The organism is Pseudoalteromonas sp. MMG010 (genome assembly GCF_018100905.1).
GTDB lineage: Bacteria > Pseudomonadota > Gammaproteobacteria > Enterobacterales > Alteromonadaceae > Pseudoalteromonas.
Map to the genome: position 1 here is coordinate 156,992 of NZ_JAGJEG010000002.1, position 22,633 is coordinate 179,624.

Annotated in this window: 20 protein-coding genes; 16 read left to right on the plus strand and 4 right to left on the minus strand. The window is 38.0% G+C overall.

Going from position 1 to position 22,633, the window contains the following annotated elements; all coding sequences use genetic code 11:
* Nucleotides 1–50: 50 nt before the first annotated feature.
* The gene (gene astE / locus J8L70_RS03675) at nt 51–1,106 is read left to right on the plus strand and encodes a succinylglutamate desuccinylase (protein WP_211054126.1); all 1,056 of its coding nucleotides are present in this window, start codon (nt 51–53) and stop codon (nt 1,104–1,106) included.
* A 69-nt stretch (nt 1,107–1,175) separates the two neighbouring features.
* Here astE and J8L70_RS03680 read toward each other — a convergent pair whose 3' ends face one another.
* On the minus strand, nt 1,176–1,685 hold the full coding sequence (locus J8L70_RS03680) for a DUF2062 domain-containing protein (protein ID WP_211054127.1): 510 nt from the start codon (nt 1,683–1,685) through the stop codon (nt 1,176–1,178).
* 216 nt (nt 1,686–1,901) lie between these two features.
* On the opposite strand from J8L70_RS03680, the gene J8L70_RS03685 reads away from it, so the two are divergent.
* From J8L70_RS03685 to tcdA, 7 genes are read left to right on the plus strand one after another with little or no spacing between them, the layout of a single operon-like run.
* A complete protein-coding gene (locus J8L70_RS03685) occupies nt 1,902–3,932 on the plus strand; it encodes a DNA internalization-related competence protein ComEC/Rec2 (protein WP_348772128.1) in 2,031 nt (676 codons plus the stop codon).
* Between the two features lie 60 nt (nt 3,933–3,992).
* Nucleotides 3,993–5,732, plus strand: a complete 1,740-nt coding sequence (gene msbA, locus J8L70_RS03690; protein WP_211054129.1) for a lipid A export permease/ATP-binding protein MsbA — start codon at nt 3,993–3,995, stop codon at nt 5,730–5,732.
* A 2-nt stretch (nt 5,733–5,734) separates the two neighbouring features.
* Complete coding sequence (gene lpxK, locus J8L70_RS03695; protein ID WP_211054130.1) at nt 5,735–6,715, plus strand: tetraacyldisaccharide 4'-kinase; 981 nt, start codon at nt 5,735–5,737, stop codon at nt 6,713–6,715.
* Nucleotides 6,705–6,902, plus strand: coding sequence for a Trm112 family protein (locus J8L70_RS03700; RefSeq protein WP_211054131.1), 198 nt, complete (start codon nt 6,705–6,707; stop codon nt 6,900–6,902). The genes lpxK and J8L70_RS03700 overlap by 11 nt, the downstream gene beginning before the upstream one ends.
* Nucleotides 6,890–7,645, plus strand: coding sequence for a 3-deoxy-manno-octulosonate cytidylyltransferase (gene kdsB / locus J8L70_RS03705; RefSeq protein ID WP_211054132.1), 756 nt, complete (start codon nt 6,890–6,892; stop codon nt 7,643–7,645). Before J8L70_RS03700 ends, kdsB begins: the two co-directional genes overlap by 13 nt.
* A gap of 14 nt (nt 7,646–7,659) precedes the next feature.
* Nucleotides 7,660–8,334: a TIGR01621 family pseudouridine synthase gene (locus J8L70_RS03710; protein ID WP_211054133.1), complete on the plus strand. Its 675-nt coding sequence runs from the start codon at nt 7,660–7,662 to the stop codon at nt 8,332–8,334.
* Nucleotides 8,335–9,129, plus strand: a complete 795-nt coding sequence (gene tcdA / locus J8L70_RS03715; RefSeq protein ID WP_211054134.1) for a tRNA cyclic N6-threonylcarbamoyladenosine(37) synthase TcdA — start codon at nt 8,335–8,337, stop codon at nt 9,127–9,129.
* Nucleotides 9,130–9,138: 9 nt separating this feature from the next.
* Here tcdA and J8L70_RS03720 read toward each other — a convergent pair whose 3' ends face one another.
* The 3 genes from J8L70_RS03720 to J8L70_RS03730 all read right to left on the minus strand — a co-directional run bounded on the left by J8L70_RS03720 (nt 9,139) and on the right by J8L70_RS03730 (nt 12,195).
* Nucleotides 9,139–9,555, minus strand: a complete 417-nt coding sequence (locus tag J8L70_RS03720; protein ID WP_211054135.1) for a SufE family protein — start codon at nt 9,553–9,555, stop codon at nt 9,139–9,141.
* A gap of 13 nt (nt 9,556–9,568) precedes the next feature.
* Nucleotides 9,569–10,795 carry a SufS family cysteine desulfurase gene (locus J8L70_RS03725; RefSeq protein WP_211054136.1) on the minus strand — a complete coding sequence of 409 codons (1,227 nt, stop codon included), beginning with the start codon at nt 10,793–10,795 and terminating at the stop codon, nt 9,569–9,571.
* Nucleotides 10,796–10,908: 113 nt separating this feature from the next.
* Nucleotides 10,909–12,195 (minus strand): citrate synthase, encoded by a 1,287-nt coding sequence (locus J8L70_RS03730; RefSeq protein ID WP_211054137.1) that lies wholly within the window; start codon nt 12,193–12,195, stop codon nt 10,909–10,911.
* A gap of 415 nt (nt 12,196–12,610) precedes the next feature.
* On the opposite strand from J8L70_RS03730, the gene sdhC reads away from it, so the two are divergent.
* From sdhC to sucD, 8 genes are all read left to right on the plus strand, one after another.
* Nucleotides 12,611–12,988 (plus strand): succinate dehydrogenase, cytochrome b556 subunit, encoded by a 378-nt coding sequence (gene sdhC, locus J8L70_RS03735; protein WP_211054138.1) that lies wholly within the window; start codon nt 12,611–12,613, stop codon nt 12,986–12,988.
* A complete protein-coding gene (sdhD, locus tag J8L70_RS03740) occupies nt 12,979–13,326 on the plus strand; it encodes a succinate dehydrogenase, hydrophobic membrane anchor protein (RefSeq protein WP_211054139.1) in 348 nt (115 codons plus the stop codon). The genes sdhC and sdhD overlap by 10 nt, the downstream gene beginning before the upstream one ends.
* The gene (sdhA, locus tag J8L70_RS03745; protein WP_211054140.1) at nt 13,327–15,099 is read left to right on the plus strand and encodes a succinate dehydrogenase flavoprotein subunit; all 1,773 of its coding nucleotides are present in this window, start codon (nt 13,327–13,329) and stop codon (nt 15,097–15,099) included.
* A 10-nt stretch (nt 15,100–15,109) separates the two neighbouring features.
* Nucleotides 15,110–15,826, plus strand: coding sequence for a succinate dehydrogenase iron-sulfur subunit (locus J8L70_RS03750; protein WP_211054141.1), 717 nt, complete (start codon nt 15,110–15,112; stop codon nt 15,824–15,826).
* 89 nt (nt 15,827–15,915) lie between these two features.
* A complete protein-coding gene (sucA, locus tag J8L70_RS03755) occupies nt 15,916–18,735 on the plus strand; it encodes a 2-oxoglutarate dehydrogenase E1 component (RefSeq protein WP_211054142.1) in 2,820 nt (939 codons plus the stop codon).
* Nucleotides 18,736–18,738: 3 nt separating this feature from the next.
* Nucleotides 18,739–20,229 carry a 2-oxoglutarate dehydrogenase complex dihydrolipoyllysine-residue succinyltransferase gene (gene odhB, locus J8L70_RS03760; protein ID WP_211054143.1) on the plus strand — a complete coding sequence of 497 codons (1,491 nt, stop codon included), beginning with the start codon at nt 18,739–18,741 and terminating at the stop codon, nt 20,227–20,229.
* A gap of 176 nt (nt 20,230–20,405) precedes the next feature.
* Nucleotides 20,406–21,572, plus strand: a complete 1,167-nt coding sequence (gene sucC / locus J8L70_RS03765) for an ADP-forming succinate--CoA ligase subunit beta (protein ID WP_211054144.1) — start codon at nt 20,406–20,408, stop codon at nt 21,570–21,572.
* Nucleotides 21,572–22,444, plus strand: coding sequence for a succinate--CoA ligase subunit alpha (sucD, locus tag J8L70_RS03770; RefSeq protein ID WP_211054145.1), 873 nt, complete (start codon nt 21,572–21,574; stop codon nt 22,442–22,444). Before sucC ends, sucD begins: the two co-directional genes overlap by 1 nt.
* The last annotated feature ends 189 nt before the right edge of the window (nt 22,445–22,633 follow it).

Here is a 22,633-nt window from a genome sequence, read left to right on the forward strand (position 1 = left end):
AAACGGCTGAAATTTCAGCCGTTTTTTTGTTTACAAAATATGGATTATTTATGAATAGCGAAACGACTTCTTATATAGATAAGCTTAAAAATAGCGGTGATTTTTTATCTTTAACTCGCGAACATGAATGGTATTTAGCGAGTGCTGAATTTGCATTAAAAAATGGCACTTTGGTTAAAGTACATGATACGGGCGTTATTGAATTTATTCCCACGACAAAAACTACAAAAGATATTGTTTTATCAAGTGCAGTTCATGGTAATGAAACAGCGCCAATCGAAATTTGTGATGAGTTAATCCGAAATATATTAAAAGAAGAATTAGTTATAACACAGCGTGTCCTTTTTATTTTTGGTAATCCAAAATCAATAAATATCGGGTTACGATTTGTTGAAGAGAATTTAAATCGTTTGTTTAATGGCCACCATACAATGGCGGGTGTAGCGATGAATAATGAACGAATAAGAGCAAAAAAATTAGAACTGTATGTCAGTGATTTTTATGCTCGTGGAGATGCTCAAAGCGAGCGCTTTCATTATGATTTACATACCGCTATTCGTGGTTCAAAAAACGAAAAATTTGCAGTTTATCCCTATCTGCATGGTAAACCATGGAAAAAGTCTCAATTTCAATTTTTATTGAGCTGTGGCGTAAATACGGTTTTATTAATGAAATCATCTGCAACAACGTTTAGTTATTATTCGTCATTTGTTCATGGTGCAGATTCATTTACTATTGAGCTTGGACAGGTAAAACCCTTTGGGGAAAACGACATGGCTCGATTTAGTAAAATAAAATCGACGCTGATAGGGTTGTTGACTCAAGAAACTGTAGATTATTACGAGTTTAATGTATCAGACTTCGAAATATTTACCGTTCATCGTACGATTAATCGTACAGCAGAAATATTTAGTTTTCCTTTTTCGGATGATGCTGAAAACTTTACCGGCTTTAGCAAAGGTGCATTGTTAGCAACTGATGGTGAAACTTCGTATTATGCTGATGTAGAAGGTGAGGCTATCATTTTCCCAAATGCGAATGTTGCACTAGGCCAGCGTGCGCTCTTAACCGTTGTCCCTATTGATATATCTGAAAAATTAATCTAGTTATATTTATTAATTGCGATAAAAAACCCAATTGTAAAAAATTGGGTTTTTTTGTCTATACTTAAATAATTACTTTTTCTTTTTAGCGGCTTTAGCTTTTAACACCGAGTGGCGCCATAATAAATTTATACCAACGTAACCAATGACTGCAGCAATCGTTGCACAAACTAATGAGCCGACTAAAAATGCAGGGCCAATTGTCGTTAAACTTTGTACAAACCACTCCCATGTAGGATGAAAGGCAAAATGTTGCTCGGGCTGGTTAAGCACTAATGTGCCGACAAGGTAAGAGCAATAAAAAATAGGCGGCATAGTTAATGGATTGGTGATCCAAACTAAAACCACTGAAATAGGAAGATTTACTCTAAATATTATCGCTGCAGCAGCAGCAAGAACCATTTGGAAAGGAACAGGGATGAAGGCAAAAAATAAGCCAATAGCAAAAGCCCCGCGCGCTGAACGCCTGTTTAAGTGCCATAAATTTGCATCTTGTAATAGATATCCAAAAATCCGAAGTGACTTGTGATGTCTTATTTTATTTGGATCGGGTAAAAACCGTTGGATCGTTTTTTTAGGCATTTAAAGCAACCATATGCATCTGTATTGTTAAGCTGTGGATTTGTTACAGGTATTTTTGTCACTGTATTTTATTATCAAACTGTCGAGTTTATTATAATTACAATATCCATTGTGTTTATAGCGGGCTATTTTAAGCCGTTTTCACTTGTATTGTTAGGCTTTATTTTCGCTATATGCGTTGTTGGTGTACATTTTTTTACTTTCTATCAATTTAACATGGAAGATTTGGCTGAAAATCAACCAGTCACAGTCAGGTTAAGTGTTTCGGAGGTTATCTCACAGCAATCACCGCAATATGTAAAAGCTAAAATCATGGTATTAGCAGATAAACATTTCAATCAATTTACCGCGCCACATACATTATTAAGCATAACGAATGACTTTACACTTAATCGAGGTGACAGTTTTAATGCTGAGGTTGTTTTAAAACCTTACCGTACGATTAAAAACTTTGTTAATTATGATCCGCATATATTCGCATTTACTCAGCGCATATTTTTCAAGGGGAAAGTCGTTAATAATAGTATGGGAAAAATTACAGCTTCAGAAAAAGGACAAAAAGAGAATTATCGTAATTATGTTATAAATACATTTAAAAATACCCAATTACATTGGTTATATTTTGCATTACTTACTGGGGATAAATCCCATATAGCCTTCAACGATAAAGAGCTATTACAGCACTTGGGGCTAAGTCATTTATTGGCAATTTCTGGGTTACATATTGGTTTAGTATTTGGCTTTGGTTTTTTGCTAGCTAAGTATTTACTTCTATCATTAAATATTTCATTCACACAGCATGTAAATATATCAATATTGTATAGTGGTTTTGGGTTTTTATTGGCCTTTATATATGTGTATTTGAGTGATTTTTTAGTCTCTGCATCTCGTGCACTACTTATGTTGGGCTGTTATTTATTACTTTATTATTTTTCGAAAAACGCAATGCGCTGGCGTACTATCTTATTTGCGTTAGTTATTTTACTGTTATTTAATCCATTTGCTGTACTTAATCCCGGTTTGTATTTCTCTTTTATTGCTGTAGCCATTATTTTTTTCGTAATAGAGAAAAAGGGGGGAGGTCACACAGGGCCCTTTAGAAGTATAGTGTCGTTATTTGTTATTCAACTCGCATTATTTATTGGTTTATTACCATTATCGCTGTATTTCTTTAATGGCGTAAGTATTGTCGGGTTGATTATTAATCTTATTGCTATCGGCTTTGTATCTGTTGTGTTAATGCCTGCTTTATTTGTTGTGATCCTCATCAGTAGTATGGTGGATTTATCAGTGCTTGTAACACTCCTTGATACAGGGTGTCAATTTATATATGAATGCTTAATACAAATACCTAAAAAATGGCAATGGTATTCATTTGAAAAAATGTCGCTGTTTGATGTTGTGATGAGCTATCTTTGTTTATTATTTGCCTTAAGCCCTGTAAAAAAGCTCATTTTAATCCCACTATTGACGTGGGTGTTCAATGTGATGTTTATTGAACGTGCTCAGTGGGAGCTTAATGTTTTTGATGTAGGCCATGGGTTAATGGTATTAATAACAGAAAATAACTCTGCATTTGTGTATGACTTTGGCCCAAGCTATTTTAATCGATTTAGCCGTATTAATAATGTTTTATTACCCTACATTAAAAAGAATCAGTTAACAGTGAATTATTCGGTTTTAAGTCATAGCGATAATGATCACCGAGGAGGGTTAAGTCACTTTCTTAACGCCGGTTATAAACAAAGTTTTGCTACATTCCATCCTAAAGGAGTAGATAAGCACTGCGTTACACAGCAGGTTGTATTAGATAGCCAAGTTCAGATTAAAAGTTTTAACAGTGTTGACTTAAAAGATAAAAATGATAATTCGTGTGTGATCCGTGTATCGAATAATCATTTTAGTGTTTTATTAACCGGCGATATTTCAAAACGGCGCGAAAAGTATTTGCTAAATGAGAATAAACATTTAAATAGTACTGTTTTAATAAGTGCACACCATGGCTCAAAAACATCTTCAAGTACTGCGTTTATTAATGCTGTTATGCCATCAATTGTAATTCATTCGAGTGCATATAAAGGGCAATGGCAATTTCCTAACAAAGACGTTGTAGCGCGTTTTAATCAAATTTTTGCTAAGCAATATATCACTGGTCAACATGGGCAAGTCAGAATTAAGTTTTTTGCTAATAAATTGATTATAGAAACAGCAAGAGAAGACGAAAGTTATTGGTTTATCAAAGATTGACGTTTAGTTTTATCTTGCTCAAGGATACAATACACACTGAAAATGGTTTTAGAGAGTGTTATGAGTCAAACTACTACACAAATATACAAGCGTCTTATCTCTTATGTTGGGGCCTATAAAGCGACGGCAATTTTGGCTGTTGTAGGTATGATTGGTTATTCAGCCATGGATGCGTTATTTATTCAATTAATGAAACCTTTTATTGACCAAGGATTGAATCAACGTAATGCTGAAGTTTTAAAATACGCACCATTTGTTGTGGTGGCGCTAGTATTAGGCCGCGGGATATTTAATTATATTTCTTCTTATACATTAAGTTATGTTGGCTCACAGGTTGTTAGAGCGCTTCGCCAACAATTATTTGAACACATTTTGCATTTGCCAGTTTCATTTCATGATAAAAACTCAACCGGTGATTTAATTTCTAAAATTACCTTTGACACTGAACAAGTTCAACAAGCCATTACAAAAGCATTATTAATCGTCGTGCGCGAAGGGGCATTTGTTGTATTTTTATTAGCGGTGATGTTTTACACCAGTTGGCAGTTATCGTTAATCTTTTTGATTATAATTCCATTAGTTGCGATTATTGTATCTGTGGTGTCAAAGCGCTTTAGACATATTTCGAAAAATATACAATCAGCCATGGGCCAAGTGACTCGCAGTTCTGAACAAATGTTAAGTGGTCACAAAGTGATTCATGGCTTTGGTGGGCAAACACAAGAAATAGAACAATTTGCAAAAATAAATAACCATAATCGCCAGCAACGAATCAAAATGGATGCAACTAAAGCATTAAGCGTCTCTATTATTCAAATTTTGGCTGCCAGTGCGATGGCAGTAATTTTATGGGTAGTCTCAATGCCTTCGATGATAGATACCATTACGTCGGGCGATTTTATGGTACTGATTTCATCTATGATGATGTTACTGCGTCCATTAAAGCAGCTTGCAAATGTAAATAGTGATTTACAACGTGGTATATCAGCAGCGCAAAGTATTTTTATGATATTAGATGAACAAGTTGAGAGAGATACAGGGACATTGTCGGTGACAAAAGTCAAAGGCGAAATCGAGGTGTCAGATGTCACCTTTAAATACCCAACAAAATCAGAGCCGGTGTTAAATAAACTGTCTATAAAAATTCATGCCGGTGAAAGTATCGCTTTAGTGGGTCGTTCTGGTTCAGGCAAGTCAACTATTTCAAATTTATTACCACGTTATTATGATTTAGAACCCGGTAGTGAAATTAAACTCGATGGTATATCGATAGCCGATTATAAGTTAACTGATCTTAGACGTCAGTTCGCGCTAGTGTCGCAGCAGGTCGTGTTATTTAACGATACTATTGCAAATAACATTAGCTATGCGTTAGATAGAGATATAAATGAAGACGAAATAATAGCCGTGGCTAAACAAGCGCATGTATGGGAGTTTGTAAAAGACTTACCCGATGGTTTACATACCATGGTGGGTGAAAATGGAGTGATGCTTTCGGGTGGACAGCGTCAGCGTATTGCTATTGCGCGAGCCATTTTAAAAGATGCGCCAATTTTAATTTTAGATGAAGCGACTTCTGCACTGGATACTGAATCTGAAAAACTGATTCAAGAAGCGCTAGATAGCCTAATGAAAAATAAAACATCTATTGTCATAGCGCATCGATTATCGACTATAGAGCATAGTGATAAAATTTATGTTATTGATAATGGTAGTGTAATTGAAAGTGGTGATCATAAGCAGTTATTAGCAAATCAGGGTACGTATGCAGCGTTATGTAAAATGCAGTTTGGCGATTAATAATGAGTAAAATTGAACAAAGTTGGTTTAAGCCTTTTGGGTTAATAAACTTGATATTACTGCCTTTTTCGGCGTTATTCTGGTTTATTTCTAACTTAAGAAAGCAGCTTTATAAATTTAATGTATTGCGAGCTTTTACTGCAAATACCCCGATTATCGTTATAGGCAATATTTCAGTGGGTGGAAATGGTAAAACGCCATTTGTACTGTGGCTTTATTCGCATTTAACCGCTAAAGGTTTAAAAGTGGGGATTATAAGCCGTGGTTATGGGGCGCAAGCACCAAGTTATCCTTATTTAGTGACCGAAAAAAGTACCACAGTAGAAGCCGGTGATGAACCTGTATTAATGTTTCAGCGTTTGCAGTGTCCTATTGCCGTTGGGCCAAATAGACAACACAGTATAGAATTATTAGAGCAGAAATTTGAACTTGATGTGATCATTTCTGATGATGGTATGCAGCATTATAAAATGCCTCGTACTATCGAATGTTGCATTGTAGATAGTCAAAGGCAATTTGGGAATGGGTTGCTCATGCCCGCAGGCCCCTTACGAGAAACTAAGCAACGCTTAAAAGAGGTTGATTTAGTTGTTGAAAATGGGGGCAATAGTGAACATAGTTATCAACTTGAGCCCAGTGCCTTTATTAGTGTGTATAACGGACAAAAACTAGAAAATAAATGCATAAAAGCCCATGTTGTCAGTGCCATTGGTAATCCTAAACGTTTTGAGCATTCGATACAGCAACAGGGAATAACGCTTTTATCTACACATCATTTTCGAGATCATTATGCATATAAAGCGGATGATTTCTCAAAATTTGGTGATGATTATGTACTCATGACTGAAAAAGACGCAGTTAAATGTCGCGGTTTTGCCAAAGCGAACTGGTATTACTTACCTGTTAATGCAAAGCCGACACAGAGCGTTGTGAATGAGTTAAATATACTATTAAAACAAAAAGGGATCCTTAATGGCCTTTGATACAAAACTACTTGAAATAATCGCTTGTCCTGTATGTAAAGGAAAGCTTAAATTTGATAAACCCAATGATGAATTGATCAGTACTGCTGCTAAACTTGCATACCCTATACGTGATGATATTCCCGTATTACTTGAAAATGAAGCTCGAGAATTGAGCCAAGAAGAGGTTGATCAGTGGAATTCATAGTCGTCATTCCCGCTCGTTATGCATCGAGTCGTTTGCCGGGTAAACCATTGGCTGATATTTGTGGTAAACCCATGATTGAGCATGTTTATGAAAAAGCATGTTTATCGGGGGCGTCGAAAGTGGTTATCGCAACCGATCATCAAAAAGTTTACGACATTGTTAAAGGCTTTACAGATGACGTAATTATGACGCGAGACGATCACCAATCTGGTACAGAACGATTAGCTGAAGTAGTTGACTTATTAAACCTACCCAATGAGACAATCATTGTTAATGTGCAAGGTGATGAGCCGTTACTTGCGCCTGAAAATGTTTCTCAAGTGGCGCAGTTAATAACCGATGATGATGCGCCAATGGCTACGTTAAGTGTTGCTATTGAGTGTGACGATGAGGTTTTTAATCCTAACGCAGTGAAAGTCATTAGTGATATTAATAAAAATGCATTGTACTTTTCTCGTGCCAGCATACCTTTTGATCGTAGTAGCATGTTAGAAAAAAAATCTCAGCTAGATTTAAGTCAATTCCAACGCCATGTCGGCATTTATGCTTATAGAGCTGGGTTTATTAAACAATATATCGCACTGAGTATTTCGCCATTAGAAGTATTGGAGTCACTAGAGCAATTACGTGTTCTTTACCATGGTTATAAAATAAAGATTGAACAAGCTAAAATTGCACCTCATGCTGGTGTTGATACACCTGAGGACTTAGAAAAAGTCATTAATTATATTAAAAGTTTATAATAGTGAAATTGAAAATGAATAACTATGATGAACTGAATGTTGTTTTTTCACATAGCGATTTTTATATTATAGAAAAACCACAAGGGATGAGTTTTCATAGTGAAGAACAAGCTGGTTTTGTTGTTCAAGCAGAACAACAATTAAATGAAAAGTTATTTTCGGTTCATCGATTAGATAAAGTGACTTCGGGTTTAATTATACTTGCGCGTAATAAGCTCGCTGCTGCAAAATTTACATCCCTTTTTAGTGAGCACCTAATTAATAAATATTATTTAGCGATTAGTGATAAAAAGCCAAAGAAAAAACAAGGATGGATAAAAGGGGATATGGATAAAAGTCGCCGTGGGACTTTTAAATTATTAACAACAAAAATTAATCCCGCTATTACTCGTTTTTATTCACTAAATTACAAGCCTGGTTATCGAGCTTATATACTAAAACCCTACAGTGGTAAAACACACCAATTACGGGTAGCAATGAAAAGCATAAGTGCGCCAATACTCGGTGATACCGCCTATAGTGGCACAGCGTCTTCACGTACTTATCTTCATGCTTATGCGCTAAGTTTTGATTGGTTAGAACAGAGAATTTCTATTAGTTTACGCCCTAAACAAGGCGATGAGTTTTTAGCTCTACTTGATGAAAAAGAATTTAAAATGTGGGAAAACCCATGGCAATTGGATTGGTAAATGACTGAAACAGTAACAGATATACGTTTTGGCGGCATTAAGCGCTTATATGGTGAAAAGCAATTTTCTTGGTTACAAGATGCTCATTTTTGTGTTGTTGGTATTGGAGGAGTAGGGAGTTGGGTTGCAGAAGCTTTGGTCAGAAGTGGAATAGGTAATATAACGCTTATAGATTTAGATGATATATGCGCCACTAATGTAAATCGACAAGTGCATGCTTTATCTGGAAGTATCGGTAAAGCTAAAGTCGATGCAATGAAAGAGCGCTGTGAATTAATTAATCCTGAATGTAATATTCATATTATTGATGACTTTATCACGTTAGATAATATCCAAGAACATATTAATAATTATGATTATGTTATTGACTGTATTGATGCAGTAAAAGAGAAAGCAGCATTAATTGCCCATTGTAAACGTAATAAATTACCGATTATTACCACCGGTGGTGCTGGCGGACAAACTGATCCCAGTAAAATAACGTTTGGCGATGTTGCAAAAACGACTCAAGATCCTTTGTTAGCCAAAGTACGTTATATTTTACGTAAGCAATATAATTTTAGTAATAACCCTAAACGAAAATTCAATATTGATTGTGTATACTCTACCGAACAGCTTGTCTATCCAGGTAATGATGGAAGTGTGTGTCATGCAAAGCAAAATGCTGATGGCAGCATGAATATGGATTGCAATAATGGGTTTGGCTCTGTGACTATGATCACAGGAAGTTTTGGTTTTTTTGTGGCCGCCAAAGCGATGCGAAAATATTTAGACAAAAAACAACGAAATAGTTAGTTAACGAAGTTAACTAACTTTAGTTAACGCCGTGGTATGAATTTTATCTACCATAGCTTTAACACCGTTCCCTCGCGACGCACTTAAGTGTTTAATTAAACCTAATTTTTCAAACTCAGCAAATGCATTAATCGTTAAAATTTGCTGAGGCGTTAACCCGTTATACATCGCAAGTATAAGAGCTAGTAAGCCTTTTATAATTCTGGTATCCGAATCACCTATTACCAATAATGTATTTTCGGTAAGGTCAAAATCAATATACATCCATACTTTGCTCTCACAACCTGGAACTAATGCATCGGATGTTTTTAAAATATCATTTAATGGCGGTAAGGTTTTACCTAAAAGCATTATTTCTCGGTATTTTTGCTGCCATGTGGCTGCATTTTCGATAGATTGGCTAAGCTTTTTATACGTTTTTGTCATTGTTAATTCCTTATTAATCTAACATTTCGAGACATTCATGCAGTGAATTGATGAAATTATCAACATCTTCGTAGGTATTATAAAAACAAAAACTGGCTCTTACACTGCCATTTAACTTTAAATGTGCCATTAATGGTTGTGTACAGTGGTGACCAGATCTTACTGCAATGCCAAAACTGTCAAGTAAAGTTGACAAATCATAAGGGTGTTCATTTTTATAATTAAAGCAAAGTGTACCAATATTGTCAGATAGGCTGCTGTAAATGGTTATACCCTTTATTCTTACCAATTTTTCTGAGGCGTATCTAAACAAATTCGCTTCGTAATCACAAATTTCTCTGTGGTTTAGTGAATTTAAATAATCAATAGCAGCTGAAAAACCTAAAACACCCGCTATATTAGGTGTTCCAGTTTCAAATTTTGCTGGTGCACAACGGTAAGTTGAATGATTTAAGGTGACAGTTTCTATCATTTCGCCACCGGTTTGGTAGGGATCTAGTGTATTTAAAATAGAGTACTTGCCATAAAGCACACCCACTCCCGTAGGCCCTAACATTTTGTGTGCAGAGCATACATAAAAGTCACAATCTAGCGCGGCTAAATCAGGTTTTAAATGCATAGCCGCTTGCGCACCATCAATAACGACCAATGAGCCAATCGCTTTTGCAGCGTTAATTAAAGGGGCTATATTAGTAATATTACCCAAGGTATTAGAGACATGAGTAAGCGCAAGTACGCTTGGTTTATGTTCTCGTATAAAGTCACAACAGGCATCAATATCAAAAGTAGCATCGGGGTTTAAAGGTAACGCTTTTAAATCAGCTCCTGTTTTTTGAGATAAAACCTGCCACGGTACAATATTAGCGTGATGTTCTAATGGACTGATCATGACAGTATCATTATCGTTAAGCTTCGATGTTAAACCATGAGCTATTAAATTAATGGATTCTGTAGCCCCTTTTGTCCACACTATTTCTTTCGCCTGTACATTAAAATAGGCAGCGATATTGAGACGTGCTTGTTCGTATTGAGTCGTGACTTGTTCACTCAAAAAGTGCTTGCCTCGGTGAACATTCGCATTGAGTAACTGATAATACTCAGTTGTTTTATCAATGACATACTGTGGTTTTTGTGTGGTTGCAGCAGAGTCAAGGTAGACCAAAGGGTGTTCATTAACCATCTGATTTAAAGTAGGAAAGTCTTTTCTTATAAGATTAATATCAAATGATTTATCTGGCATGATTAATTTAGTTTATTTAATAAAGGCAGAGATTGTAATAGCTTTAAATTATTACTCAAGTATTACGAAACAAAAAAGGCCGCAAATGCGGCCTTTTATAAGATATAACGTGATTAGCGTTTATCAGCAGATACAAAATCACGATGTGTCTCACCAGTATATAACTGACGTGGACGACTGATTTTGTGACCTGGTTGAGATAACATTTCATCCCAATGAGAAATCCAACCCACAGTACGAGCCATCGCGAAGATAACTGTAAACATGCTAGTAGGAATACCAATTGCTTTTAAGATGATACCTGAGTAGAAATCTACGTTAGGGTATAGTTTCTTCTCAACAAAGTACGGGTCTTCAAGTGCAATTTGTTCTAGCTTCATTGCGATATCAAGCAATGGATCTTGGATATTAAGCTCTGCTAAAACTTCATGACATGTTTGACGCATTACTGTAGCACGTGGATCGAAGTTTTTGTAAACACGGTGACCAAAGCCCATTAAACGGAATGGGTCAGATTTGTCTTTTGCTTTTGCAACGTATTCATCAATGCGATCAACTGAACCAATCTCTTCTAACATGTTTAAACATGCTTCGTTTGCGCCACCGTGAGCAGGTCCCCAAAGTGATGCGATACCCGCTGCAATACATGCATATGGATTTGCACCTGAAGAACCCGCAAGACGTACTGTAGAAGTAGATGCATTTTGTTCATGATCTGCATGAAGCATGAAGATTTTATCCATTGCTTTAGCAGTAATTGGATTAACTTTGTATTCTTCAGCTGGTACAGAGAACATCATATGTAAGAAGTTTTCTGCGTAGCTTAAATCGTTACGAGGGTAAACAAATGGTTGACCTACGTTTGTTTTGTAAGCCATCGCTGCAATAGTTGGTAATTTAGCAACTAATTTAATCGCGCTACTTTGACGTTGATTTGCATCAGTAATATCTAAGTCTTCATGGTAAAAAGAAGATAATGCGCCAACAACACCACACAGCATTGCCATAGGGTGAGCGTCAAAACGGAAACCTTGGAAGAAGTTAGCAATTTTTTGATCTAGCATAGTGCTAGTTGTAATTTCTTTTGAGAATACAGCAAGTTGTTCTTCAGTAGGTAACTCGCCATTTAATAGTAAATAACATAGTTCTACATAGTTTGAGCTATCTGCTAGTTGCTCAATTGGGTAACCACGATGAAGTAAGATACCTTTACCACCATCAATATAAGTGATTGCAGATTCACAAGAACCAGTAGACATAAAACCTGGGTCGTAAGTAAAGTAACCATGTGAACCTAAAGTACGTACATCGATTACATCTTGGCCCGCGGTGCCTTGATAAATTGGAAGTTCTATTGAATCTAGTCCATCAATTTGGACTGTGGCTTTCTTATCTGCCATCTATGTATCTCCTATTAAGATAACTATATTTGATTTTCTGATTTTTTAAGTTCTGAAAACTGTCTTAAGCACATCCACTCATTTTAACTTGAAAGAGGGGGTTAAAGTCAATTTTTATAATCATTATGCATTTTTGTATAATAAATATTCGAAAAAATAAAAAACATTATACCAATGGCTAATTCGCAAACGACTCTAACTAATCAAGAATTGTAAAAAGACTTAGGGCTAGATATACTAACCAAGGTTTTTTAACCATATTGTATTTTGGTAAATATGTTTTACATCTTAATTTTGCATTTTTGTGATTTTATAATGGATTAATATTTTTACTTTGATAGTTCCACTAAATTTTTTAGTGGGTTTAGAATAACAAGTAGATGAGCTCCACTGTGGGCAAGATGGGCAAGTAACTGTGAAAAAGCAAAGACCTGTAAATCTAGATCTAACAACTATATCAATGCCGGCAACGGCTAAAGCGTCAATTTTTCACCGCGTCACCGGTGTTGCATTATTTTTTGCTTTAACGTTTGTCATTTGGGCTTGGTCAGAGTCTCTTTCTTCAGCTGATGGTTTTGAATTCGTCAAGGGTCTGTTTAGCGGATTTATTGCCAAATTTATAGCTTGGGGCACTGTTTCTGTATTAGGTTACCATTTAATTGGTGGTATCCGTCATATGATTATGGATATGGGACATTGGGAAGAACTTGAATCAGGAAATATCAGCGCTAAAATTGCAATGGCTTTAGGCGTTGTATTTGCTGTATTGGCAGGAGTGTGGATATGGTGTTAAATCAAGCAACTCTAAAACGTGATGGTGTACAAGATTTCGTATCTTTACGTACAACAGCTTTAATAATCACTGCATACGCAATTTTTATTATTGGCTATTTCTTAGCAACACCAGAAGTCACTTTCGAAGCCTGGACGGGCCTCTTCTCTAACCTAGCAATGAAAGGGTTTACTTTAGTAACTCTGGTTTGCATTATGGTTCATACCCGCATTGGCCTTTGGCAAGTTTTAACAGATTACGTTAAAAATGCACAGTTACGTGCGGCATTAGGCTTTGTATTAAACTTGATGGCCCTTGCTTATGTAGCAATTGGTCTCATCGTTTTGTGGGGTGTTTAAGTGAATTATTCTGTTCGTGAATTTGATGCCGTTGTAATTGGCGCAGGTGGTGCGGGTATGCGTGCCGCGCTTGCAATTACAGAATCAGGTAAAACATGTGCTTTAATCTCTAAAGTATTTCCAACTCGCTCGCACACTGTATCTGCACAGGGTGGTATTACTGTAGCGCTTGGTAACTCACATGAAGATAACTGGGAATGGCATATGTACGATACCGTTAAAGGTTCCGATTTTATCGGTGACCAAGACGCTATCGAATATATGTGTCAAACCGGTCCTGAAGCAATTACTGAATTAGAAAACATGGGACTACCATTTTCTCGTTTTGAAAATGGCCGTGTTTACCAACGTCCTTTCGGTGGTCAATCGAAAAACTTTGGTGGTGAACAAGCTGCGCGTACTGCTGCAGCTGCTGACCGTACCGGTCACGCATTATTACACCTTCTTTACCAACAAAACGTTAAAAACAAAACTAATGTATTTTCTGAATGGTATGCATTAGATTTAGTTAAGAACGATAATGGTGATGTCGTAGGTTGTACTGCTATTGATATTGAAACCGGTGAAATCACTTATTTCAAATCTAAAGCAGTTGTATTAGCGACAGGTGGTGCAGGGCGTATATTTGCATCAACAACAAATGCGCATATCAATACCGGTGATGGTGTAGGTATGGCGGCCCGTGCTGGTATTTCTATGCAAGACATGGAAATGTGGCAATTTCACCCTACCGGAATCGCTGGAGCAGGTACGCTTGTAACAGAAGGTTGTCGTGGTGAAGGGGGTTATCTTTTAAATAAAGATGGCGAACGTTTCATGGAACGTTATGCACCTAACGCAAAAGATTTAGCATCTCGCGATGTTGTTGCTCGTTCAATGATGACAGAGATTCGTGAAGGTCGTGGTTGTGACGGTCCTTTAGGTCCTCATATTAAACTTAAGCTAGACCATTTAGGTGAAGAAACACTTAATTTACGTCTACCTGGTGTATGTGATCTAGCGAAAACATTTGCTCACGTTGACCCTGCTAAAGAACCAATTCCAGTTATCCCAACTTGTCATTATATGATGGGTGGTGTACCAACTAATGTGAATGGTCAAGCATTACAAATTGATGCTAATGGCAATGAAACTGTTGTTGAAGGTTTATTTGCTGTTGGTGAGATTGCGTGTGTATCTGTACACGGTGCAAATCGCCTTGGCGGTAACTCATTACTTGATTTAGTTGTATTTGGCCGTGCTGCTGGTAACTTCTTAGGTAAATACCTTAAAGATGTTGAAGTATCTAAAGCCGCGTCAGAGTCTGACTTAGAAGCGTCTCTTGCGCGTTTTAATCGTTGGGAAAATTCAACGGTTGGTCAAGGTGAAGATCCAGTTCAAATTAAGAAAGACCTTCAACAGTGTATGCAATTAAACTTCTCGGTTTTCCGTGAAGGTGATTCGATGGCTGCAGGTCTAACTGAATTAAAAGAAATTCGTGAACGTTTACAACATGCTCGTCTTGATGACAAATCATCAGACTTCAACACACAACGTATCGAATGTCTTGAGCTAGATAACTTAATGGAAACAGCTTACTCTACAGCAGTAGCTGCAAACTTCCGTACTGAAAGCCGTGGTGCGCATTCTCGTTTTGACTTCCCAGATCGTGATGATACGAATTGGTTATGTCACTCAATTTATAATCCAAATACGGATGAAATGAGCAAACGTGATGTTAACTACGCGCCGAAAACGCGTGAAGCTTTCCCACCTAAAGCACGTACATACTAGGAGCGAGACGATGGCACAAGTACAATTTTCAGTTTATCGTTACAATCCAGATGTTGATAACGCGCCGCGTATGCAAGAATATTCTTTGCAAACAGAGGAAGGTCAGGACATGATGGTCTTGGATGCACTTTTATTATTAAAAGAGCAAGATCCAACATTATCATTTCGTCGTTCATGCCGTGAAGGTGTGTGTGGTTCTGATGGCGTTAACATGAATGGTAAAAATGGTTTAGCCTGTATTACTCCATTATCTACGCTACAAAAAGGTGGCAAAGGTAAAATAGTAATTCGTCCTTTACCGGGCTTACCTGTGGTTCGTGACCTTGTTATTGACATGAGTCAGTTCTACACTCAATACGAAAAAGTTAAACCGTACCTAATAAATGATCAGCCTGCGGCTGGTGAGCGTCTTCAATCTATCGAAGAACGTGATAAGTTAGATGGTCTTTATGAGTGTATTTTATGTGCATGTTGTTCGACATCATGTCCTTCGTTCTGGTGGAATCCAGACAAGTTCATCGGTCCAGCAGGCCTTCTTCATGCTTACCGTTTCTTGGCAGATAGCCGAGATACTGCAACTGAAGAACGTTTAGCAGACTTAGACGATGCGTTCAGTGTGTTCCGTTGTCACAGTATAATGAACTGTGTTAGCGTGTGTCCTAAGGGCCTTAATCCAACCAAGGCAATTGGGCATATAAAATCTATGTTATTAAACCGAGCGGTTTAATTATAGATATAACCGTAAGATGGCTAAGTTTTTTTAGCCATCTTGTAATTATAACAAATAATTTCTGCGCTAAAGAAAAGGGCTTATAAATGCACGAAGGTGTGATGAAGGCATGGCTAGAATCTTCACATTTAAACGGCGGTAACGTTGCTTATGTAGAAGAGCTTTATGAAGCGTATTTAGATGATGCGACTTCGGTGCCAGAAGAATGGCGAGAAGTGTTCGAACAACTACCTAAAGTAGAGGGTGTGAATGTTGAAGTTAAACATTCTGAAGTTCGTTCACAATTTGCGGCGCTTGCTAAAAACAAGCATAGAGAAGTAGTGGTAGCAGAGGGCGGTGGTTCTGATCATAAACAGGTCAAAGTACTGCAACTTATTAATGCTTTCCGTTTCCGTGGTCACCAAAATGCAAACCTAGATCCATTAGGTATTTGGCAACGTGAACGTGTTAGAGATTTAGAGCTAGAATACCACGATTTATCTAAAGCTGATTTTGACCGCGAGTTTAACGTAGGATCGTTTGCCGTAGGCCGCGATACTATGCCTTTGGGTGAGTTATATCAGGCACTTAAAACTACGTATTGTGGTTCTGTCGGTGCTGAATATATGCACATCACATCAACAGAAGAAAAGCGTTGGTTACAACAACGTCTAGAATCTGTTCAATCAATGCCAAAATTCGAAAAGAATGAAAAGCTACGAATCCTCAAAGGATTAACGGCAGCTGATGGCCTTGAAAAATATTTAGGGGCTAAATTCCCGGGTGCTAAGCGCTTCTCACTTGAAGGTGGTGATGCGTTAGTACCAATGTTGAAAGAGCTTATTCATCGTGCCGGTGAAAGCGGTCAACAAGAAGCGGTTATTGGTATGGCTCACCGTGGTCGATTAAATGTGCTTGTAAATGTGCTGGGTAAAAATCCATCAGAGTTGTTTGATGAGTTTGCCGGGAAACATAAAGATACATTAAGCTCTGGTGATGTTAAATACCACATGGGTTATTCGTCTGACTTTGCTACCAAAGGTGGTAATGTTCATATGGCGCTAGCTTTTAACCCGTCACACCTTGAGATTGTTAACCCAGTAGTAATGGGCTCTGTACGTGCTCGTTTAGACCGTCTTGGCGATAGCTCAGGCATTAAAGCATTGCCAATCACTATTCATGGTGATTCTGCGATTGCTGGTCAAGGTGTTGTACAAGAAACATTTAACTTATCTCAAACTAATGCATTTAGTTGTGGTGGTAGTATTCGTATTGTTGTAAACAACCAAGTTGGTTTTACAACAAGTAAAAAAGACGATGTACGTTCTACCGATTACTGTACTGACATTGCAAAAATGGTTCAGTCTCCTATTTTCCACGTTAACTCTGATGATCCAGAAGCGGTTGCGTTTGTAACTCAAATTGCCCTTGATTTTAGAAACCAGTTTAAGCGTGATGTAGTAATCGATTTAGTGTGTTACCGTCGCCACGGACATAATGAAGCTGATGAGCCAAATGCAACACAGCCAATTATGTACCAAAAAATTAAAAAGCACCCTGTGCCACGTTTAATTTACGCAGATCAACTAATTGCTGAAGGTTCATTTACTGAAAGTGAAATTAAAGCGTTAGCAGATGATTATCGTAATGGATTAGATGATGGTAATTGTGTTGTTGAAGAAATTCAGCCAGTAACTTCTCATTCATCAGATTGGTCTAAGTATGTAGGTCATGACTGGAGTGTTGATTATGATGCAAGTATTTCAGTTGAAAAACTAAAGCATTTTGGTGAACTTGTTTCTTCATATCCAGAAAGTCATAAAGCGCAGTCTCGTGTAAAGAAAATATATGACGATCGTAAAGCGATGGCCTCAGGTGATAAACCGCTTGATTGGGGTATGGCTGAAACACTCGCTTATGCAACTATCGCAGCCGAAGGTACCGATATACGTTTAACAGGTCAAGATTCTGGTCGTGGTACATTCTTCCATCGTCATGCTGTGGTACATAATCAAACAGATGGTTCTACTTACTTACCATTACAGCACCTTAGTGAAGAACAAGGTACTTTTGAGGTATTTGACTCAGTATTATCTGAAGAAGCGGTTCTTGCTTTTGAATATGGTTATGCAACGGCAGAGCCTACTTCATTAGTATTATGGGAAGCACAATTTGGTGACTTTGCTAATGGTGCTCAAGTTGTATTTGACCAATTCTTAAGCTCAGGTGAGCAAAAGTGGGGACGTTTATGTGGCCTTACTATTTTGTTACCGCATGGTTATGAAGGGCAAGGGCCTGAACATAGCTCAGCACGCTTAGAACGTTTTTTACAGTTATGTGCTGATCATAATATGCAAGTATGTGTTCCATCTACACCTGCGCAAGTTTATGCAATGCTACGTCGTCAGTCGGTTAGACCATTACGTCGTCCATTGATTGTAATGACGCCTAAGTCATTATTACGTCATCCATTAGCGGTATCGTCTTTAGAAGAACTTTCTGAAGGTGTTTTCCATAATATGATTGACGAAATTGATGACATTGCTGCTGATAAAGTTGAACGTGTTGTATTTTGTAGTGGTAAAGTTTATTACGAACTTTTACAAGAACGTCGTAAGCTTGAGCTTAATAATGTTGCCATCGTTCGTGTGGAACAGTTATATCCATTCCCACATGCTGAAATGGAAGCTATTATGGCCAACTATCAACATGTTAAAGATTTTGTTTGGTGTCAAGAAGAGCCACAAAACCAAGGTGCTTGGTATTGTTCACAACATCATTTTGTAGACGCTATTCCAGCGGGCGCTAAATTAACTTATGCTGGTCGTAAAGCATCAGCGTCACCTGCATGTGGATATATGTCGGTACATACTAAAGAACAACAAGCGCTCGTTGCCGATGCGCTTACTATAGACAAGAAAGGATAAGCAATGAGCACAGAAATTAAAGTTCCTGTTCTGCCTGAGTCGGTTGCTGATGCTACCGTTGCGACATGGCATGTTAGCGTTGGTGATAAAGTAAGCCGCGATCAGAACTTAGTCGATATTGAAACAGATAAAGTGGTTTTAGAAGTAGTTGCACCTAATGACGGTGTTATTACTGATATTTCACAAGCCGAAGGTGAAACTGTATTAGGCGACCAAGTAATTGGTTTATTAGGTGATGCACAGGCAGCACCTGATTCAGCAGCTGCACCAGAGTCTAAAGATAACGCGCCAGCGGCGCCATCAGCACCAGCATCAGAAGGTAAAGAAGTGGATATTAAAGTACCTGTACTTCCAGAATCAGTTGCAGACGCAACAATTGCTACATGGCATGTACAACCAGGTGAAGCGGTTACACGTGATCAAAACTTGGTAGACATTGAAACTGATAAAGTTGTTCTTGAAGTTGTAGCTCAAGAAGACGGTATTATGGGCGAGCAGCTTAACGCTGAGGGCGATACTGTACTTGGCGAACAAGTTATTGGTAACGTTAAAGCGGGTGCAGCACCTGCGGCATCAACACCTGCACAAGCAGCACCAGCTGCCAGTGATTCTTCAGATAGTTCAGATGTGTTAACACCATCTGTACGTCGTTTAATTGCAGAAAAAGGCTTAGATGCTTCTAAAATTAAAGGGTCAGGTAAAAATGGCCGTGTTACTAAAGAAGATGTAGATACATTCTTAAAAGCACCGGCACCAGCGGCTAAATCGGCTCCAGCTCCAGCACCTATGGGTGACCGTACGCAAAAACGTGTTCCTATGACGCGTTTACGTAAAACAATTGCAAACCGTTTATTAGAAGCTAAAAACTCAACTGCAATGTTAACCACTTTTAACGAAGTGAACATGAAACCAATCATGGACCTTCGTAAGCAGTACCAAGAAGTATTTGAAAAGCGTCATGGTATTCGTTTAGGTTTTATGTCTTTTTATGTTAAAGCCGTTACTGAAGCGCTTAAACGTTTCCCTGAAGTAAATGCATCGATTGATGGTGATGATATTGTTTATCACAACTATTTCGATATCAGCATCGCAGTATCTACGCCTCGTGGCTTAGTGACTCCGGTACTTAAAGATTGCGATAAGTTATCAGTTGCTGAAATTGAAAAAGGTATTCGTGAATTAGCACTTAAAGGCCGTGATGGTAAGCTAACACTAGATGACATGACTGGCGGTAATTTCACAATTACTAACGGTGGTGTATTCGGTTCATTACTTTCTACGCCGATTATCAACCTACCTCAGTCTTCAATCTTGGGTATGCATAAAATCCAAGAACGTCCGATGGCAGTTAATGGTAAAGTTGAAATTTTACCAATGATGTATTTAGCACTGTCGTACGATCACCGTCAAATTGATGGTAAAGAATCTGTTGGTTTCTTAGTAACTATTAAAGAGTTACTTGAAGATCCAACACGTTTACTACTAGATGTTTAATCAAGTAGTATAAAATGTAAGCTGTGAACCGTGTTCACAGCTTTTTTTTTGCGCCTTTATTGCAACTGGGGTTTTCATGTTAAGCCTTGGGATCTATACTAGGTGCGCAATTTGGGATAGTTGGGTATTTGCATAAATATTCAGCTCTTTTAGTATAAAAAATTGGATAAAGCATCATGAATTTGCATGAGTATCAGGCAAAACAACTTTTTGCCGAATATGGTTTACCAGTTTCTCAAGGTTTCGCTTGCGATACACCTGAAGAAGCTGCTGCTGCTGCTGAAAAAATTGGCGGCGATATGTGGGTTGTTAAAACTCAGGTTCACGCAGGTGGACGTGGTAAAGCTGGCGGTGTAAAGCTAGTTAAAACAATCGACGACGTTAAAGCATTTGCTGCTAACTGGTTAGGTAAAAACTTAGTTACTTACCAAACAGACGAAAAAGGTCAGCCAGTTGCTAAAATTTTAGTAGAAAGCTGTACAGATATTGCAAACGAATTGTACCTAGGTGCAGTTGTTGACCGTGCTTCTCGTAAAGTTGTTTTCATGGCGTCTACTGAAGGCGGTGTTGAAATTGAAACTGTTGCTGAAGAAACTCCAGAGCTTATTCATAAAGCTGAGATTGACCCACTTGTAGGTCCTCAAGCTTACCAAGCACGTGAGTTAGGCTTTAAATTAGGTCTTAATCCTACACAAATGAAGCAATTTGTTAAGATCTTTATGGGTCTTGGTAACATGTTTAACGACTTTGATTTTGCATTATTAGAAATCAACCCGTTAGTAATTACAGACGAAGGTAACCTTCACTGTCTAGACGGTAAAATCGGTATCGACGGAAATGCACTTTACCGTCAACCTAAAATCCGTGAAATGCACGATCCATCTCAAGAAGATGCGCGTGAAGCACATGCTGCAAGTTTTGAACTTAACTACGTAGCACTTGATGGTAACGTTGGCTGTATGGTTAACGGTGCAGGCCTTGCAATGGGTACGATGGATATCGTAAACCTACATGGCGGCAAACCAGCTAACTTCCTAGATGTAGGTGGCGGCGCGACTAAAGAGCGTGTTTCTGAAGCATTTAAAATCATTCTTTCTGACGACAATGTTAAAGCTGTTTTAGTTAACATCTTTGGTGGTATCGTACGTTGTGACATGATTGCTGAAGGTATCATTGGTGCAGTTAAAGAAGTAGGTGTAAGCGTTCCTGTAGTTGTACGTTTAGAAGGTACTAATGCAGAGCTTGGTCGTGAAGTACTTGCTAAATCTGATTTAAACATCATCGCTGCTGAATCACTAACAGACGCTGCTGAGAAAGTTGTAGCTGCTGCGGAGGGCAAATAATGTCTGTATTAATCAATAAAGATACAAAAGTTATCTGTCAAGGTTTCACCGGTGGCCAAGGTACTTTCCACTCAGAGCAAGCGCTTGAGTACGGTACACAAATGGTTGGTGGTGTAAGCCCTGGTAAAGGTGGTCAAACTCATCTTGGTTTACCTGTATTTAATACAGTTCGTGATGCAGTAAAAGAAACTGGTGCTACCGCTTCAGTTATCTATGTACCAGCACCTTTTTGTAAAGATGCAATCTTAGAAGCTATCGACGCTGGTATCGAACTAATCGTTTGTATCACTGAAGGTATCCCAACACTAGACATGGTTGACGTTAAAGTTAAACTTGATAACTCTGGTGTTCGTATGATCGGTCCTAACTGTCCAGGTGTTATCACACCAGGTGAGACAAAAATTGGTATCATGCCTGGCCATATCCATAAACCAGGTAAAGTAGGTATTGTTTCACGCTCTGGTACTTTAACGTACGAAGCGGTTAAGCAAACTACTGATGCTGGCTTTGGTCAATCTACTTGTGTAGGTATTGGTGGTGATCCAATCCCTGGTACTAACTTTATCGACGTTTTAGAAATGTTCGAAAAAGATCCACAAACTGAAGCAATCGTAATGATTGGTGAAATTGGTGGTACTGCAGAAGAAGAAGCTGCAGAATACATCAAAGCTAACGTTACTAAACCTGTTGTATCTTACATTGCTGGTGTTACTGCACCAGAAGGTAAGCGTATGGGTCATGCTGGCGCAATTATCGCTGGCGGTAAAGGTACTGCTGATGAGAAATTTGCTGCACTAGAAGCTGCGGGCGTTAAAACAGTTCGCTCTCTAGCTGAAATCGGTAAAGCACTTAAAGAAAAAACAGGCTGGTAATTACCGCTTAAATTTTCTTAATAAAGGCCCGCTTTGCGGGTCTTTTTTTTGCATTTATTTTAATTCATTATTATCTATCGGCTTCTTAAATACTTTTCTTATATTTTTTAGCTTCAGAGTATATTGCTTAAAAATCAGATTAACGTGAACCCATTCTTTTTCTCTATTCATTTAATGACGTATTTAACC

Bases quoted from the DNA above. Each gene is read 5' to 3' on its own strand.
- astE (WP_211054126.1), top strand. From the start codon at position 51: ATGAATAGCGAAACGACTTCTTATATAGATAAGCTTAAAAATAGCGGT.
- J8L70_RS03680 (WP_211054127.1), bottom strand. From the start codon at position 1,685: ATGCCTAAAAAAACGATCCAACGGTTTTTACCCGATCCAAATAAAATA.
- J8L70_RS03685 (WP_348772128.1), top strand. From the start codon at position 1,902: ATGGAAGATTTGGCTGAAAATCAACCAGTCACAGTCAGGTTAAGTGTT.
- msbA (WP_211054129.1), top strand. From the start codon at position 3,993: ATGAGTCAAACTACTACACAAATATACAAGCGTCTTATCTCTTATGTT.
- lpxK (WP_211054130.1), top strand. From the start codon at position 5,735: ATGAGTAAAATTGAACAAAGTTGGTTTAAGCCTTTTGGGTTAATAAAC.
- J8L70_RS03700 (WP_211054131.1), top strand. From the start codon at position 6,705: ATGGCCTTTGATACAAAACTACTTGAAATAATCGCTTGTCCTGTATGT.
- J8L70_RS03710 (WP_211054133.1), top strand. From the start codon at position 7,660: ATGAATAACTATGATGAACTGAATGTTGTTTTTTCACATAGCGATTTT.
- tcdA (WP_211054134.1), top strand. From the start codon at position 8,335: ATGACTGAAACAGTAACAGATATACGTTTTGGCGGCATTAAGCGCTTA.
- J8L70_RS03720 (WP_211054135.1), bottom strand. From the start codon at position 9,555: ATGACAAAAACGTATAAAAAGCTTAGCCAATCTATCGAAAATGCAGCC.
- J8L70_RS03725 (WP_211054136.1), bottom strand. From the start codon at position 10,795: ATGCCAGATAAATCATTTGATATTAATCTTATAAGAAAAGACTTTCCT.
- J8L70_RS03730 (WP_211054137.1), bottom strand. From the start codon at position 12,195: ATGGCAGATAAGAAAGCCACAGTCCAAATTGATGGACTAGATTCAATA.
- sdhD (WP_211054139.1), top strand. From the start codon at position 12,979: ATGGTGTTAAATCAAGCAACTCTAAAACGTGATGGTGTACAAGATTTC.
- J8L70_RS03750 (WP_211054141.1), top strand. From the start codon at position 15,110: ATGGCACAAGTACAATTTTCAGTTTATCGTTACAATCCAGATGTTGAT.
- sucA (WP_211054142.1), top strand. From the start codon at position 15,916: ATGCACGAAGGTGTGATGAAGGCATGGCTAGAATCTTCACATTTAAAC.
- odhB (WP_211054143.1), top strand. From the start codon at position 18,739: ATGAGCACAGAAATTAAAGTTCCTGTTCTGCCTGAGTCGGTTGCTGAT.
- sucC (WP_211054144.1), top strand. From the start codon at position 20,406: ATGAATTTGCATGAGTATCAGGCAAAACAACTTTTTGCCGAATATGGT.
- sucD (WP_211054145.1), top strand. From the start codon at position 21,572: ATGTCTGTATTAATCAATAAAGATACAAAAGTTATCTGTCAAGGTTTC.